This window comes from Massilia sp. Leaf139 (genome assembly GCF_001424165.1).
Lineage (GTDB): Bacteria > Pseudomonadota > Gammaproteobacteria > Burkholderiales > Burkholderiaceae_D > Telluria.
This window is the reverse complement of sequence record NZ_LMOJ01000003.1, coordinates 27046-41156: the sequence shown is the minus strand read 5'-3', so window position 1 is coordinate 41156 and position 14111 is coordinate 27046. Positions and strand designations below refer to the sequence as shown.

The 14111-nt window shown below is 61.2% G+C and carries 12 protein-coding genes; 10 read left to right on the top strand and 2 right to left on the bottom strand.

From position 1 onward, the window contains the following. Positions 1-7 precede the first annotated feature (7 nt). The 7 genes from ASF77_RS07145 to ASF77_RS07115 all read left to right on the top strand — a co-directional run bounded on the left by ASF77_RS07145 (position 8) and on the right by ASF77_RS07115 (position 8430). Complete coding sequence (locus ASF77_RS07145) at positions 8-868, top strand: type IV secretion system protein (protein WP_056336876.1); 861 nt, start codon at positions 8-10, stop codon at positions 866-868. Further along, complete coding sequence (locus tag ASF77_RS07140; RefSeq protein ID WP_056336873.1) at positions 865-1707, top strand: TrbG/VirB9 family P-type conjugative transfer protein; 843 nt, start codon at positions 865-867, stop codon at positions 1705-1707. Before ASF77_RS07145 ends, ASF77_RS07140 begins: the two co-directional genes overlap by 4 nt. Beyond that, a complete protein-coding gene (locus ASF77_RS07135; protein WP_056336870.1) occupies positions 1704-2864 on the top strand; it encodes a TrbI/VirB10 family protein in 1161 nt (386 codons plus the stop codon). The genes ASF77_RS07140 and ASF77_RS07135 overlap by 4 nt, the downstream gene beginning before the upstream one ends. A 2-nt stretch (positions 2865-2866) precedes the next feature. Further along, the gene (locus ASF77_RS07130) at positions 2867-3106 is read left to right on the top strand and encodes a hypothetical protein (RefSeq protein WP_056336867.1); all 240 of its coding nucleotides are present in this window, start codon (positions 2867-2869) and stop codon (positions 3104-3106) included. 99 nt (positions 3107-3205) lie between these two features. Continuing rightward, complete coding sequence (gene virB11 / locus ASF77_RS07125) at positions 3206-4264, top strand: P-type DNA transfer ATPase VirB11 (RefSeq protein WP_056336864.1); 1059 nt, start codon at positions 3206-3208, stop codon at positions 4262-4264. 8 nt (positions 4265-4272) lie between these two features. Next, a complete protein-coding gene (locus ASF77_RS07120; RefSeq protein ID WP_056336862.1) occupies positions 4273-6183 on the top strand; it encodes a type IV secretory system conjugative DNA transfer family protein in 1911 nt (636 codons plus the stop codon). An 18-nt stretch (positions 6184-6201) separates the two neighbouring features. Further along, positions 6202-8430, top strand: coding sequence for an LPD7 domain-containing protein (locus ASF77_RS07115; protein ID WP_056336857.1), 2229 nt, complete (start codon positions 6202-6204; stop codon positions 8428-8430). 238 nt (positions 8431-8668) lie between these two features. On the opposite strand, the gene ASF77_RS23525 is transcribed toward ASF77_RS07115, so the two are convergent. Both ASF77_RS23525 and ASF77_RS24075 read right to left on the bottom strand, forming a co-directional pair. Further along, positions 8669-10408, bottom strand: a complete 1740-nt coding sequence (locus ASF77_RS23525; protein ID WP_162244834.1) for a DUF1565 domain-containing protein — start codon at positions 10406-10408, stop codon at positions 8669-8671. 553 nt (positions 10409-10961) lie between these two features. Continuing rightward, positions 10962-11216: a hypothetical protein gene (locus tag ASF77_RS24075; protein ID WP_156648773.1), complete on the bottom strand. Its 255-nt coding sequence runs from the start codon at positions 11214-11216 to the stop codon at positions 10962-10964. Between the two features lie 421 nt (positions 11217-11637). Between ASF77_RS24075 and ASF77_RS07105 the strand changes: the two genes are divergently transcribed. Genes ASF77_RS07105 through ASF77_RS25150 form a run of 3 tightly spaced genes read left to right on the top strand, consistent with a single transcriptional unit; the run spans position 11638 to position 13853 of the window. Further along, positions 11638-12114 (top strand): chemotaxis protein CheW, encoded by a 477-nt coding sequence (locus ASF77_RS07105; RefSeq protein ID WP_056336851.1) that lies wholly within the window; start codon positions 11638-11640, stop codon positions 12112-12114. Between the two features lie 26 nt (positions 12115-12140). Beyond that, entirely contained in the window at positions 12141-13484 is a 1344-nt protein-coding gene (locus tag ASF77_RS25155) for a methyl-accepting chemotaxis protein (protein ID WP_056336848.1), read from the top strand. Positions 13485-13496: 12 nt separating this feature from the next. Next, complete coding sequence (locus ASF77_RS25150; protein WP_307180295.1) at positions 13497-13853, top strand: hypothetical protein; 357 nt, start codon at positions 13497-13499, stop codon at positions 13851-13853. Positions 13854-14111: the final 258 nt, after the last annotated feature.

Sequence of the window (14111 nt, the reverse complement as noted above, 5' to 3'; positions counted from 1 at the left end):
GTTGACGATGGACATGCGCAACCAGCCTATCCCGGTGGAGCAGCAGCTGAGCGAGCTGCACAAACTGGTTCAGGCCTACCCGGGCGTCCAGGAAATGCTCGACCTGGCCGCCGATGAGGCCGACCGCCGCGCCATGGAGAAGGAGGCCTCGGTGAGATGCGCCTGGCGAGTCAGCGCCGCTTTTGGCAGCATCGCCGTGCTGGCGATGGCGGTCGCAGGCGGTGCGGTCATGACCTCGATGCAGCCGGCTCCGCCACCCGAAGTGCTGGTCGTAGAACGCGCCAGCGGCAGAGTAGAACCGGCGATTTCGCTGAAGGCGTTCCAGATGGAGCCGGCCGAGGCCACTATCCGGCGCAACATCGCCACGTTCGTTGCGGCACGCGAGCGCTATATCTACGAGAACGTCGACGCCGACTACACCACGGCCGCCGCCTTCATGAGTCCCCAGCTCAAAACACAGTGGATCGAATACTGGCAGCACCCCACGGATTCGCCGCTGGCCAGGTACAAGCAGCACGGCAAGGTAAAGCCGACCGTTGGCTCGATCACGCTGCTGCGCAACCCGGCCGGCGCCTTCATCAGCGCACGCGTCGGTTTCACGAAGGTCGAAGTCGTCAACGGCCAGCAGACCGGCGCTCCGGCCAACTATATTGCGACGATCCCGTTTCATTGGGTCAACCAGCCGACTGACGAACAGACGCGCAGGATCAATGACCTCGGCATGGAAATCACCGACTATGTCGTCGACCGCGACGTCGGAGGCCCGGCGCAACAGCAGCCGCCAGCGGCGCCGGCGCATGCCGCGCAGACCCAGACCTCGCCGGTGGCGGTGGTGGCGCCAACTAACGGCCAACGGGTGTGGCCATGAGCCGCCGTCTCCTGTCCCTGCTGGTCGCGCTGGCGCTGGCAGCCACCGCTCACGCTGCCCAGGTGCCTGCGCCAGGCAAGAAGGACAAGCGGATCCGCTTCGCCATCTACGACCCTTATGATGTCGTCACCATCTACACGGCCATCGGCAAGAGCACCACCATCCTGTTCGAGCCCGACGAGAAAATCATGGACATGGTGGGCGGCGACGTCGAGGCCTGGGGCCTGGCATCAACCAGGGCGGAAAACGGCCTGTTCCTCAAGCCCACCACCACGGACGCGGACTCCGATCTGCAAGTCATTACCAGCAAGCGTAAATACAGCTTCGACTTGAAGCTGGTCAGGCCGGCGAAGGCAGCGCAGGGCAAGGCACGTCCCGGCAGCGGGCAAGTGGCGTTCATGCGCGTGCATTTCCGCTATCCCGCATCCGAGTCTCCAGCGGCCACGGCGCAGCGTGAGAGCGACCAGGTACGCGCCCTGCTCGACGCCAATACTCCGGTAGGCAACCGGCGCTATTCGGCCGATGGATCGAGCGAACTCGAGCCGATCGAAGTGTGGGACGACGGCCGCACCACCTTCATGCGCTTCCGTGCGCGCGGCACAATTCCCGCCATCTACGGCCCCCGCAGTGATGGCAACGACACGCTGGACGAAATCAAGAACCTGGTCGTCAACGACGGTGTCGTCCAGGTGCCAGGCGTAAAAACCAAGTTAGTCCTGCGGCTCGGACGCATGGTCACCTGCGTCTACAACGAGGCGTACGACCGCAACGCGCCACGCGCCTCCACGAATACCGCCTCACCCTACGTCAAGCGTACTGTCAAAGGTGTCGGAAGATGAACCTGTTCACTCGCCAGCAACCCGAGCCGGATCTGGATGACGAAAGCAGCGTCAACGGCGAGCGCGACATTACCCCCGTCAACAAGGGCGTGCGTCTGCAAAACAGTCTCACCAACTGGGCGATCATCGGCAGCTGCTGCCTGTTCGCCGGACTCGGCCTGTACAAGTATTACGCCGGCATGTACCAGAAGTACGACGAGAAAGCAGCGCCACCGGTCGACCAGTCGCGTACGGTGTCGGTCAAGCTCCCGCCCCTTGTCGTGCCCCCGCCGGAACCGGTGCCGCCCGCCGCCCCGGCGCCGAGCATGCCACCGATGACGCCGCCCGCCAGCCAGGGGGCGCCGGCGGTAGCAGGCGGCCAGCCGCCGGTGAAGACGCAGGCGCAGCTCCTGATGGAGCGCCGCCTGAAACCTGGTTTGCGCTTCACGCCGGACGCTGGGCGAGGCGGTGGCGGGCCCGCCGACTCGCTTCAGCTGGCCTCCGCTGGCACCGTCAGCGATGCGGCAGCCGCGATCGGTACCCCTGCACAACCGGGGGCCTTCAAGGCGTCGCGTGCCTACCTGCTGCCCGACCCGAGCATGATCATGCCGAAAGGTACCGTGATTCCCTGCATCGTCAGACCGGCAATCGACACCACTCTGCCCGGCATCGTCGACTGCATCGTGGCCGAGGACGTGCGCGGCGCCGACCAGAAGGTGCCGCTGCTCGATGCCGGCACCATCTGCACCGGCGAGCAGGGTGGCGGCATCGCGCGCGGCCAGAAGCGCGTCGGCATGATCTGGTCGCGCTGCCGCGGGCCCGCCCCTGGACACGTCATGATTGACCTGGATTCCCCGGCTGCCGACTCCCTCGGCCGCATCGGCATCCCGGGCCAGGTGAACAACCATTTCTGGGATCGCTTCGGCGCCGCGATCGCCCTGAGCCTGATCAGCGACGTCGGCCCCTACCTTGTGGCCACGCGCCAGGGTGGCGGCAATAACAACACGACGATCGCCTTCCCCAACCTCGCGGGGCCGCAGGAAGTCATGACGGAAGTTCTGAGAAGCACGATCAACATTCCGCCGACGATCACCGTGCCGCAGGGCGCGCAGGTGCTGATTTACCTGAACCAGGATCTCGACTTCCGGGATGTCTACGAACTGAAACGGGCGAGATAGCCATGGGCATCTTCATCCCCTACGGCACTGCCGGCGCCGCGCCGCACTACGCCGCGTGCGCCGGCGGCGCGGCGCCCTGGGGCGGCAAGCCCGCACTCTTCCTGACTGCCAATGAACTGTCCGATATCCGCGAGTGCTGCAAGGCCGAGGCGACCGGCCGCGGCCACAACGAGGAACGTAGAGGCTTTTCCGGAATGAAGGGCGAGGCCATGCTGTTCCACCCCGACTTTCTGCGGGGCTAACCCGCATGCGCGGCGGACGAGATGCTACGTCGCAGGCTGTACAACGGGCAGGAAGGAGCGGCAGGTGGATGAATTCTTCACCCAGATCAGGAGAGCGTGATGCCACAAGAAACCTCGACCATCGACCTGCACCTGCAGCAGCTCACCACGCACGTGAACCTGGCCGACGCGGCCATCACGGAAATCATCATCAACAAACCGGGTGAAGTGCTCATCGAGCGCGGCAAAGGGTTTGAAGCGCTGGCGGTTCCGGAACTCGACTATACATGGTGCGCAAGCCTGGTCAGCTTGATCGGCAACTGCGAAAGCCAGGCCCTCACCGAAGAGTGGCCGCTACTTGGCGGCCAGCTGCCCGGCAACCTGCGCGTGCAGGTTGTCGCGCCGCCGGCCGTCAGGGCGGGAACGATTTCGATCACCATCCGGCGTCCAAGCGACGAACCTTTCACGCTGGCCCAGATCATCGAGGGCGGCGCGTTCGCCGACACCATCTGCGAGCAGTCCCTAGTGCTCGATAGCGCCGTGCGCGACAGCCTCGAATCGAAGCTGCCCGCGCGTGGACGCGAGATGCTGCGGCACTTCCGCCGTAGGGACTGGGCGGCGTTCTTCAACGCCGCGGTGGTGACACGCAAGAACATCGTGTCGTCGGGCGCAACCGGGTCGGGAAAAACTACGCTCGGCAACGCGTTAGCCGCGCTGATCCCGCCGGAAGAACGCATTATCACGATCGAGGACACCCGTGAAATGCGGTTGCCGCATCCAAACCAAGTCAACCTCGAGTACAAAAAGGGTGAAGGTGGACTGTCCAGGCTGCAGGCGCGCGACTTGCTGGAGGCCAGTCTGCGCATGCGGCCCGACCGGGTGCTGCTGGCCGAGCTGCGCGGTACGGAAACGTTCTTTTTCCTGCAAAACGTTCTGAACTCGGGCCATCCCGGCACCATCACGACCGTCCACAGCTCGGGCGCGAAAGCGGCCTTCCGGCGCCTGGCCCTGCTGGTCAAGGCCAGCCCCGAGGGTGCGGGCCTGGCCATGGCCGACATCATGGAAAACCTGTTCGCCCTCGTCGACATTGTGATCCAGATGGAGCGCCTGCCCGACGGGCGCCGTGTCGTCAGCGAGGTGTACTACGACCCCGCCTTTGCAGCCCATCACTTCGGGTAGGAGAAATCATGCTGATTACGCCGATCGACAGTCCGCGCTACAAAACGCTGGCCTTCGGTGGCATGTTCATCGCCGCCGTGCTTGTAGCCCTCTACCTCGCAAGCTACTTCCTCCTGATGAAGCTGAACCACCCTGCGCTCCCGCCGCTCGCCGCGACGCCGCTGACGATCGTGCGCTACTGGCAGCAATACGGCACCGACCCGTACACCGTCTTCTGGCTGAAAACCTGCCTCGCGGCCGGTGCGCTGCCGACCATCGTCGGCATCTTCTACCTGGCGCGTCCAGTCGGACGTTCACTCCATGGCGACGCCCGCTTTGCCACGCTGGCGGAGGTCAAGCGCGCGGGACTGTTCATCCAGTCAGGCATCGTCCTCGGCCGCTGGGGATGGCGCATCCTGGTGCTCGGCAAGCAGTTGAGCGCCATCGTGATCGCACCGCCCAGGTCGGGTAAAGGCGCGGGGCTGGTTCAGCCCAACGCCTTGTCCTGGCTGGGGAGCCTGGTCGTGAACGACGCGCGCAAGGAATGCCACCGCATCACTGCCGGATGGCGCCGGCTGTTCTCGGAAGTCCACCTGATCGATCCACTGTCACCCACTGGCAATACCGCTCAGTGCAACCCGATTTCGCGTCTCTACATTCCGGACGGCGAGGCCCTGCGCGTCGACCGGCTGCAGAAGCTGGCAAACCAGCTGTCACCCGACCCGGCCGCCGGCGACGTGTTCTGGCCGGCATCCTGCCGCGACCTGTTTTTGGGTATCGGCCTGTACGTGATCGAGACAGCTGAGATTACGCCCGGCTTTCCGCGCACCATGGGCGAGATGGTGCGCCAGGTCATGCACGGCGCCGATGACTCGGTGAGTGCGCACTGGAAGCGAGTCATTTCCGAGCGCGACCGGGTAGGCAAGCCACTGTCGGGCACGTGCAAGCGCATGCTGTACGACTTCATCAACCTGAGTCCACAAACACAATCGTCGGTACGCAAGACGTTCACCGCCAAGCTGCAGCTGTGGACCAACCCGTTGATCGACGCCGCTACCAGCGGCGATTCGTTCGACCTGCGCGATCTGCGCCGCAAGCGCATCACGATCTACCTTGGCGTCCAGCCCGGCGACCTTGGTCGCCTGTCGCTCCTGATGAACCTGTTTTTCACCATGCTGATCGACGCGAACATGGACAAGATGCCCGAAGAAGATGACAGCATCAAGCACGAACTGCTGGTCATTGCCGACGAGTTCGCCGCCATGGGACGCATGCCGATCATCGAAAGCTCGATCCAGCTGATGGGCGGCTATGGAATCCGGCTGCTGCTGATTGCGCACTCGCTGCCGCAGCTGCGGGCGATTTACGGCCCGGAGCACACCAGCAACATCATTGCGTGCTCAGGCGCGCGCATCGTCTACGCGCCAAACGACAGTGCATTCGCGGTCGACATTTCGCGCGAGCTGGGCACTTTCACGGTCGAGAACAAGTCCACCTCACGCCCGGCCCATGGCTTGCAGGCGGTGAGTGTTACCGCCTCCAAGGCCGCGCGCGCACTGCTGGATCCGCAGGAGGTCAAGCTGATGGGCCCCAACAACCAGATCGTGTTCATGGAGCACATCCGGCCCATCTTCTGCCGGAAGATCTGGTACTGGCTCAGCCCCTTCTTCAACGTCCGCGCCAAGCGCCGGGTGCCCGACGTCCCCGCCGTTCCCATCACCATGGCGCCGGCGCCGGTGCTTGCCGCGGCTGATGAAACGAGCGGCAAGGCGCGCTCGGCGCGCGCAATCACGGCCGAGGACATATCAAAGCTGGACAAAGTCAAACTGACCGACTATGCCGCGAACTTCAAGGACGTGCCAATACCGAAAGGAGAAAAGCTGACCAAGAAGGAAGTCGAGGAAACCTTCGACATGTTCATGAGCGCGATACCAACTTGATAAGCAAAGGAGCTGGCCATGAGTAGCGACGATACCGCGGGGCCTACGCCCCAGCTGCCAGGCATTGCGGCCGACCGTCTGGCAAACCCAGGGCAGGCGATCGACGGGAACGGCGGCCGGCCCGACGAACCGGGCCGCCAGGCGTCCACCGACAGCGCTGTCGCAGGCTCTGCCAAGGCCAAGGCGCTCGCCATCGACGCTGAACCGCACACGAGCAAGAAAGACCCGCCCGCGCACCACCCTGACGGGCGCGAGCCGGCCGCCGCTGCGGCCCAGGCCAAGGGCGCGCCGCCTGAGAAGCCGGCACGGCGCACCCGCAAGCCGAAGGCAGACAAGGAGGGTAGCCTGGCGGAGGACGCGGGAAAGGCTCCAGTGCCGAAGGCGCCCCGCAAGCCACGCAAGGCCGCCACCGTGGCGGAACCAGGGCCTATGGCTGGGCAGCGCCAGGATGGCGTTGCCGGCGCCACGCGCGACGACGGCATCCCCCCGATCACCCATGGGGCGATCAGCTTCCTGGGCAACCCGGATGCAAGCCCGGCTGACTTCATCAAGCTCGATCCTGCCAGCCGGGCATTCGTCGAGTACCACATCACCAACCAGGCGATGTCGGCAGCAAGCTCCGAGGCAATGTACCAGCGCTTAATGGCAACGCGGCCGCCGGTCAGTCCGCAAGCAGAAGTGAACGCGCATGCGCTTGCCGTCGCCATGAAGCAAAACGGGTTCAAGGTACAGCGACCCGCGCCAGCGCCTCAAGCGGCAACGGCACCGCAGCAGGCACCGGCACCGCGACAGGAATTGGCGACGGCACCAGCTGTCTCGTACGCGCCTCGCCCGTTGCCTACGTCCTCGCAATCGCCCGTCCATGCTCGTTTGGGTGGGCTCGACATTGCCGCAGAAAAGCCGGGCATCCCCGCGATCGATCCGACCGACCCGGCGCGAGATACCAGGCATGCGTACAACGTGGTCGCAACGGCGCATCTCCTAACGAAGACACCGTACGTGGAGTTGGCACCCGCACTTGCGGCAGACCTGGTCGCCGGCGATCTCCAGGAGCTGCGCGCCATCATGGACGGCTTCAACCGGAACCGTGCTTTGAACGCGATCCGGGAAAGCAGCAAGGCGCAACCTCACTACAAGGCGGAACTCGACAAACAAGATCCCGATCTGGGGCGTGCATTCGACGCAGGGCAGGAAGCCAGGCACGCAGCCCGCCAGGGTAGCCGTGACGAAGCCGAGAACAGTTTCGAACCCACCGAGGCGCAAGTACAGTGGAATCAGCCCGCGCAGGCCGCCCAGGCCGCGCAGCACGGCGCCAGCCGCGGCCAGAGTCTCCTTGACCGCATCCTCGGAGCCGCCCGCACCGTCAGCACCTGGCTCGGCTCGGGGACGGCGCCGCGCGCAGCGGCTGACGCCACTGCACCGGCAGGATCGGCCAAACCGGTATCGCTCGACAAGCCTGCAGCGGCTGCCATCGACAAGTCCACCATCGTTCCTGACGCAGTCGCACGTCGCTTCCTGCGGGACAAGGACGACTATTACTTTCCAGACCGGACACCGGCATTCAGCGATCGCGGCACCAGGCTGGCGACACGCGGCGCCCATCCCGAGGTTATACGCTCCCTTATCGAGATTGCGAAGGCGCGCGGCTGGGACGCCATCATGGTCAAGGGCACGGAACACTTCCGGCGCAGCGCATGGATGCAGGCCGTGCAGGCGGGCCTGCAGGTTGAGGGGTATAAGCCGACCGCCCTTGACCTGGCCGAGCTGCATGCGGAGCCGGCCAATAACACGGTGGAGAAAGGCGCGGTCAGGGAACGTAGCGCGGTATCTGTAGGGCAGCCCGCCGCATCAACGGGTAAGGGCGATGCCAAGGGGGACGACGTGCCAGCCAAGGCGCCGGATCCGGAACTGGTAAAGAAGGCCAGGGAGTTCGAGGACAAGAAGCCAAGCTTCGTAGTGAAAAAGCATCCTGACCTGGCGCCGGCCTATGCGCTGCTCGACGCCGCGAAGAAGTTCGCGGCAGAGATGTTACCGCAAGATGCGCGCGAGGAGTTCGTTGCGCTTGCGCGGCGCCATATACACCAGCAGATCACCACCGGCCAGCCAATCAAAAACCTGATGGCCTACGAGGACGCGCTTCAGCGCAAGGGCGCCGGTATGGAGAAGGACGTCGACAAGGGCAAAAACCACGAGGAGAGCGATCAAGGAAAGCCTCCACGGGAAAAAGTGGTTGCAAGGGAGCGATAGATACTCGCTAGCTTTCGCTGCTTTCCTGAAATGGGACAGGCCGCCCTGCTGCGGTTTAGGCAAGGATTGCCTTTTCTCCGCCCGTGCGTTCTACGAAGCAAATACCAATTGGATCTCAGGGCATTACGGGCACCGTTCAGGTACCCCGGCATCGAAAGATCCGCCGTCGCGCAGGGCGGTCTTCCCGGCAACGGCCTTGCAGAAAACTGCCGGATCACTACCTGCCAATCCTCGACGGTTACTTGCCAGCGCCAGAGTCGGTGACGCTGCCTTTCACGCGATAGTTCTTCTTACTGCTGCTCACGAGATTATCGACGTAACGGTTGTTACCCCCCACTTTCCCAAACTCATAGATGCCATAAGTAGTGTTGTCGTACACCGTATTGTTGGCGACGTAATTGTTGGCCGAACCCGCCGAGGTGGCGCCGGCATCGCCCTGGCCGAGCAGGATGCCGGCCATGTTACCGAAGACCTTGTTGTTAACGATCGTCGACGCGGTCGCGCCGTGCCATTGGTGGATGCCGACGGCAGCGACGCCCGAGACCAGATTGTTGGAGACGATGTTGTTCGCGTTGGAGATATAGATGCCTTGTACCTTATTGCATGAGCCGCTCATCTGAGCCCCAATGTTGCGAACCACGTTGCTATCGATGACGACGTTGCCGAGTTTACCGTTGGTCAGGATGCCTGCACCGCCCCCACCAGTGCAACCGCCGCTGATCGTCAGGTCATGGACGAGGTTGTTCTTGAAGGACATGTGGGCGCCGCCGGAAGCCAGGCCGATACGACCGGTACCCGAAATGTCAAAACCTTCGATGTCGACATAATTGCCCATGGAGTTCCACGCTGTGCCGGTGCCCGACACAACGATCTTGGCGCCGTTCGGCACGTCCGAGACAAACCTGATACGGTTCTCGGCGGTGCCGCTTTTGGTGGTCTTGATACCGTTGCTGTTGGCCGACGGAGCCGACACATTGTACGTACCAGGAGCGACGTGGACGACATAGCCCGGACGTGCAAGGGCATCTGCGCGGGCGATTGTCTTGAGCGGCTCCTTCTGCGTTCCGGGGTTCGAGTCGGAGCCGTCAGCGGCAACATACAAGTGACCGGTCGCGGGGACCAGCACAGCGGAAGGCGGCAGGTAAGCCTGCGTTTCCGAATCCGGGCCAGTACCAGCGGGTGAGACATACAGGTCGTGCGTGACAGCGCCGCCCGCCGATAGAGTCGCCATCGTAGGCTGCGAACCATGGCTTGGATCACGGCAGGTAGTCGCTACATGCACATGACCAACTCCGACTGCCCCGGCTGGTGAGGTAGCCAGCTTCGCCCGCGTTGCCGGAGTCGAAACAGAGCCGGCGGTCGCCATGTTGCCAGTGGTGCCCGCCTTCATAGGCGAAGTCGCTAGCTTCGCCAGCGCCTTCGGGCTTGATACAGTGCCAGTGGTGGCCACACACAGGTGACTCGGGCGCACACCAGCGCCGCCGGTGGCCACGCACAGGTCACCGCTAGGCGAACTCGGCAGTTTCGCTTTAATGCCCCGGTTCAAATTAGAGCTGGTGGTGCCCGCATACGAATTACCGGCACCCTCGGCCCGCGCAGGCGAAGTCGCCAGGATGACAACGCTGGCACCCAGCAGCAGGGTGACGCAAACACTCGGAACGAAAGAAGTCAGGTTTTGCATCAAACCAACTGGTAACTTCGTGGGAGTAGACGTGATTCTAAGGCTGGCATCCCTCTCAGCGATTTCTTCTCGTCCTTCTGGGCCTCCTCCAAGATCGATGAAATTGCGGGTCCACTCTTGGATCGACAGCCGCTCGTTAATGACGAGAGGGGCGTTGCTCTTGCCTGCGCCGCGTAGCACGGCCGTCCAGCCGAGCAGTCCGGAGGTTGCGTACGGGATCGATCGCATCGAAGTGCGGCTAAGCTGCAAGCAAGCGTCGAGCATTTCGTTACCGCGAATTACAGCTTTGTCATTCATCTTCGTCTCCTTGGGAAAGTAACACTTCCTTGGGAGCGCATACTGGCGCGCGCTGAGGGAGAACAGGACGACTCGTTGAACGCCTGCTCGTCTCAGCGGGTCGAGTACGCCGTCGGGGCGTGCTGCGCGTGCAGGTGCCGCAGGCCATTCGACTGGCGGCGCCGCAACCGGACTGGATCGGGACAACAGGCGTCTGTGAGCCCACACTATAGAGATTCGCGTTAAGTCAACACTGACCGTTTGCGGAGCATCAAACTGGCGACACAACTGGCGCGCAACTGCCAATGGTGAGTCGCCGAACCGGAAGTCGTGCGCGACAGGCTTGGCCCTATCGGGAACGGATCCGATGCGCGAAATTAGTGCCCAAGTGTCGACACGGAAGGGACTCGAGGTACCAAGCGGCATGCCGGGGCGCGCTGGTGCGCGCCTGCACACGACTTAGCACGGCCTGAGGAGGCGGCCGCCGGCCTTCGCCACAGCGTGGCTTAAATTGCTACTAACTTTCAGGTGGTCTATACGTCACTGTACGGTCGCTACTGACCCATTGCAGCCCCTATGCTTCGGCATGCCGCACGACGTTAACCGAGAGGCCAACTTCGGCGACAGGGTTTGAATTTCCTAGATCAACGCTTAAGTACAACGCCGAGTTCTCGGCCTTAGCAAGGTTCATTTCTGCCGCTGCTTTCAAAAAAAACTCCCCAATCGCACGCAGCTCTTCCGGCGTTCCCTGAAAATCTACGTCAACAATTGTCACAGGAAGTATGCCGCCATCTGCATCAGGTTCTTCAGGCCAGCCAACGATACGCATCGTGTATTCCAAAGCTAAATGGCTGTCCGCTCCTGGCCGATAGCAGACGATAATGAAGCGATCAGTCTACCGTAGTTGTTGCCAGATCGGAAAGTTCAGACAGCTCGCCTAGACGAACTCGACGTCCGCTTACGACCCTAAGCGGACTATCCAGTTAAGTTTAACTTACACACTTCAACCTCATCAGGCTCAGATGGTGTCTGTGGCGGATACTAAAGATAGCTGTTTTGACTAGGGTGAAAGGGAATCGTCAAATTCATCAAATGTTGCGCAAGGGCAACTAAAGCGTTAAATTGTGTTATTGGGTTGTTAAAGAAATGTAGGACTTGTCTTACGTTGGGGTAATATTGTCTTGGGAAGCGCATCTATGCTTCAGCCACATTAACCCTCAAACTGATACCGAGCTAAGCACGATCCAACCATGAATCCAAATCACGAAGACGCCAGCAAAGAGGTTCTGGCATTCAAGCTGGGACAAGAAGAATACGGCATCGATATTCTCTCGGTACAAGAAATTCGCGGATACGAGCCAGTAACGCATATCGCCAACGCACCCGACTTCATTAAGGGGGTCGTTAACCTCCGTGGTGTGATTGTTCCGATCGTGGATATGCGTATCAAATTTAACTTGGTCAACCCAAGTTATGACAGCACAACAGTAGTCATCGTACTCAATCTTGGGAAGAGGACTGTCGGTATAGTTGTTGATAGCGTTTCAGACGTTACCAACTTAAATGCCGAGCAAATTCGCCCAGCGCCTGAGATGGGAGGCGGCTTGAGTGCCGATTATCTGACAGGTCTAGGCACGCTTGATGAGCGCATGCTCATCCTTGTGGATATCGTACGCCTAATGTCGTCTGTTGAGTTTCTCGGGTACACCGAGGAAACCGCAGCGTAAGCTGTTCTTTCCTGATTGGATACAAAATGTTTGCGAATATGAAAGTTGGCACGAAGCTGATCGCTGGATTTTTGACACTAGCACTTGTCGGCGCTGTTGTGGCAGTTATCGGCATCATCAACATGGGCCGCATTAATGATCTGGCCGACGCAATGTATGAACGGGAGCTTCTTGGCCTGTCGCATATTAAGGAGGCCAACATCAACCTCATCTACGCGGGACGGGCACGCGGTAATTTCCTACTATCCACGACGGAGCAGGAACGCAACACGAACCGCAGCAACATACAAAAGTACACTACGGCGATCAAGCAGCACCTCGACATCGCAAAACCCCTGTTCGTCAGTGACGAGGCCAAACGTATTTTTGCCGAGTTCGAAACCGTTTCAGCACTGTATCAGCAAGATCTTGACCGGACGCTCTTGTTGGCAGGCACGGAGCCACTGGCACAACGCAGCGAGGAACTGAATGCCGCGCTGGTTGCAGCCCGCAAGAATGCCAATACCCTGGACGACCTGCTAACCGAACTGGCCAAGCAAAAGGAAGCACGTGCGAAGGCCGCCTCCGTGGAGACAACTCAGCTTTTTGAATCAAGTCAGTCGTTGATGATTATGCTCACCATCGGCAGCGCTCTTGCCGGCCTGGGACTGGGTGTCCTCATTACGCGAAACCTGACTGGCCAGCTCGGCGGTGAACCAAGCGAGGCCTCCAGCATCGCAGCCAAGATTGCCAGCGGTGATCTGAATGTCACGATCACGACCAAACCGGACGACCAGTCAAGCATGATGTTCGCCATGAAGAAGATGCGCGACAGTCTCGCAATGATCGTTGGTCAAGTCCGTACCGGCACAGATGCAATTGCTACGGCGTCGGCGCAAGTCGCTGCAGGCAGCATGGACCTGTCGTCGCGTACTGAGCAGCAGGCTAGCTCTCTTGAGGAAACCGCTTCCTCGATGGAAGAGTTGACCTCGACTGTCAAGGAAAATGCTGAAAACGCACGCCAAGCCAACACACTGGCCGCCAAAGCGTCGGAAGTTGCCGTAAAAGGCGGCGCCGTGATCCACGAAGTAGTCGGCACCATGGAACAGATTAATGATTCCGCGAAGAAGATCGTAGACATTATTACGGTCATCGATGGCATCGCCTTCCAAACCAATATCTTGGCACTGAACGCTGCGGTTGAGGCAGCGCGGGCCGGCGAGCAGGGCCGTGGCTTTGCAGTAGTGGCATCCGAGGTACGTACGCTAGCGCAACGCTCGGCCAGCGCCGCGAAGGAGATCAAGCAGCTCATCGGTAACTCGGTCGAGAAGGTCGAAACCGGTAGCAAGTTAGTTGCCAATGCTGGGGCGACCATGCACGAAATCGTCTAAAGCGTCCAGCACGTGACCAATATCATGGCTGAGATTTCTTCTGCAAGCCAAGAGCAAACCACTGGCATCGAACAGATCAATCAGGCAGTAGCCCAAATGGATCAGGTCACCCAGCAAAACGCAGCCTTGGTCGAAGAGGCGGCAGCGGCGTCAGAAGCTATGCAGGAGCAGGCTGCACACTTGGCCGAAGTGGTCAGCGTATTCAAGCTCGGCGCCGAGAAACATGCAGCAGCTACGGTTAGCACCCAACATACAGTCGCTAAGCCGGCCAAGCCTGGCGTCAAGGCTGCGCGAGCAGTTCTCAAAGCCCCAGTCGCCTCCCCGCGCGAGGTAGCGACAGCTGGCGCGGGCGACTGGGAAGCCTTCTAATAGTGAACTAACCCGAGATGTCCAAAATGCCCCTTTTGGGGCATTTCATTTGAATATCTGTATGTCTGCTTTTGGCCGATTGCGGACGGTCGAGCAAGCATAGCATGTTGCCGAAGAGAAAACGCCATAGAGTGGACGCGACAGGTAGCATCCGACCTAAGCCGGACATGCATAGATTGCCTTCAGTTGCGCATTACGAGAGCATCATCGCTTCGAATTCGCCGGCCAGGGCTGGCAGTAGCGCCGGCAATCTGGCGA

Bases quoted from the DNA above. Each gene is read 5' to 3' on its own strand.
- ASF77_RS07120 (WP_056336862.1), top strand. From the start codon at position 4,273: ATGCTGATTACGCCGATCGACAGTCCGCGCTACAAAACGCTGGCCTTC.
- ASF77_RS24075 (WP_156648773.1), bottom strand. From the start codon at position 11,216: ATGCGTATCGTTGGCTGGCCTGAAGAACCTGATGCAGATGGCGGCATA.
- ASF77_RS07115 (WP_056336857.1), top strand. From the start codon at position 6,202: ATGAGTAGCGACGATACCGCGGGGCCTACGCCCCAGCTGCCAGGCATT.
- ASF77_RS07130 (WP_056336867.1), top strand. From the start codon at position 2,867: ATGGGCATCTTCATCCCCTACGGCACTGCCGGCGCCGCGCCGCACTAC.
- ASF77_RS23525 (WP_162244834.1), bottom strand. From the start codon at position 10,408: ATGAATGACAAAGCTGTAATTCGCGGTAACGAAATGCTCGACGCTTGC.
- ASF77_RS07135 (WP_056336870.1), top strand. From the start codon at position 1,704: ATGAACCTGTTCACTCGCCAGCAACCCGAGCCGGATCTGGATGACGAA.
- ASF77_RS07145 (WP_056336876.1), top strand. From the start codon at position 8: ATGGACATGCGCAACCAGCCTATCCCGGTGGAGCAGCAGCTGAGCGAG.
- virB11 (WP_056336864.1), top strand. From the start codon at position 3,206: ATGCCACAAGAAACCTCGACCATCGACCTGCACCTGCAGCAGCTCACC.
- ASF77_RS07105 (WP_056336851.1), top strand. From the start codon at position 11,638: ATGAATCCAAATCACGAAGACGCCAGCAAAGAGGTTCTGGCATTCAAG.
- ASF77_RS25155 (WP_056336848.1), top strand. From the start codon at position 12,141: ATGTTTGCGAATATGAAAGTTGGCACGAAGCTGATCGCTGGATTTTTG.
- ASF77_RS07140 (WP_056336873.1), top strand. From the start codon at position 865: ATGAGCCGCCGTCTCCTGTCCCTGCTGGTCGCGCTGGCGCTGGCAGCC.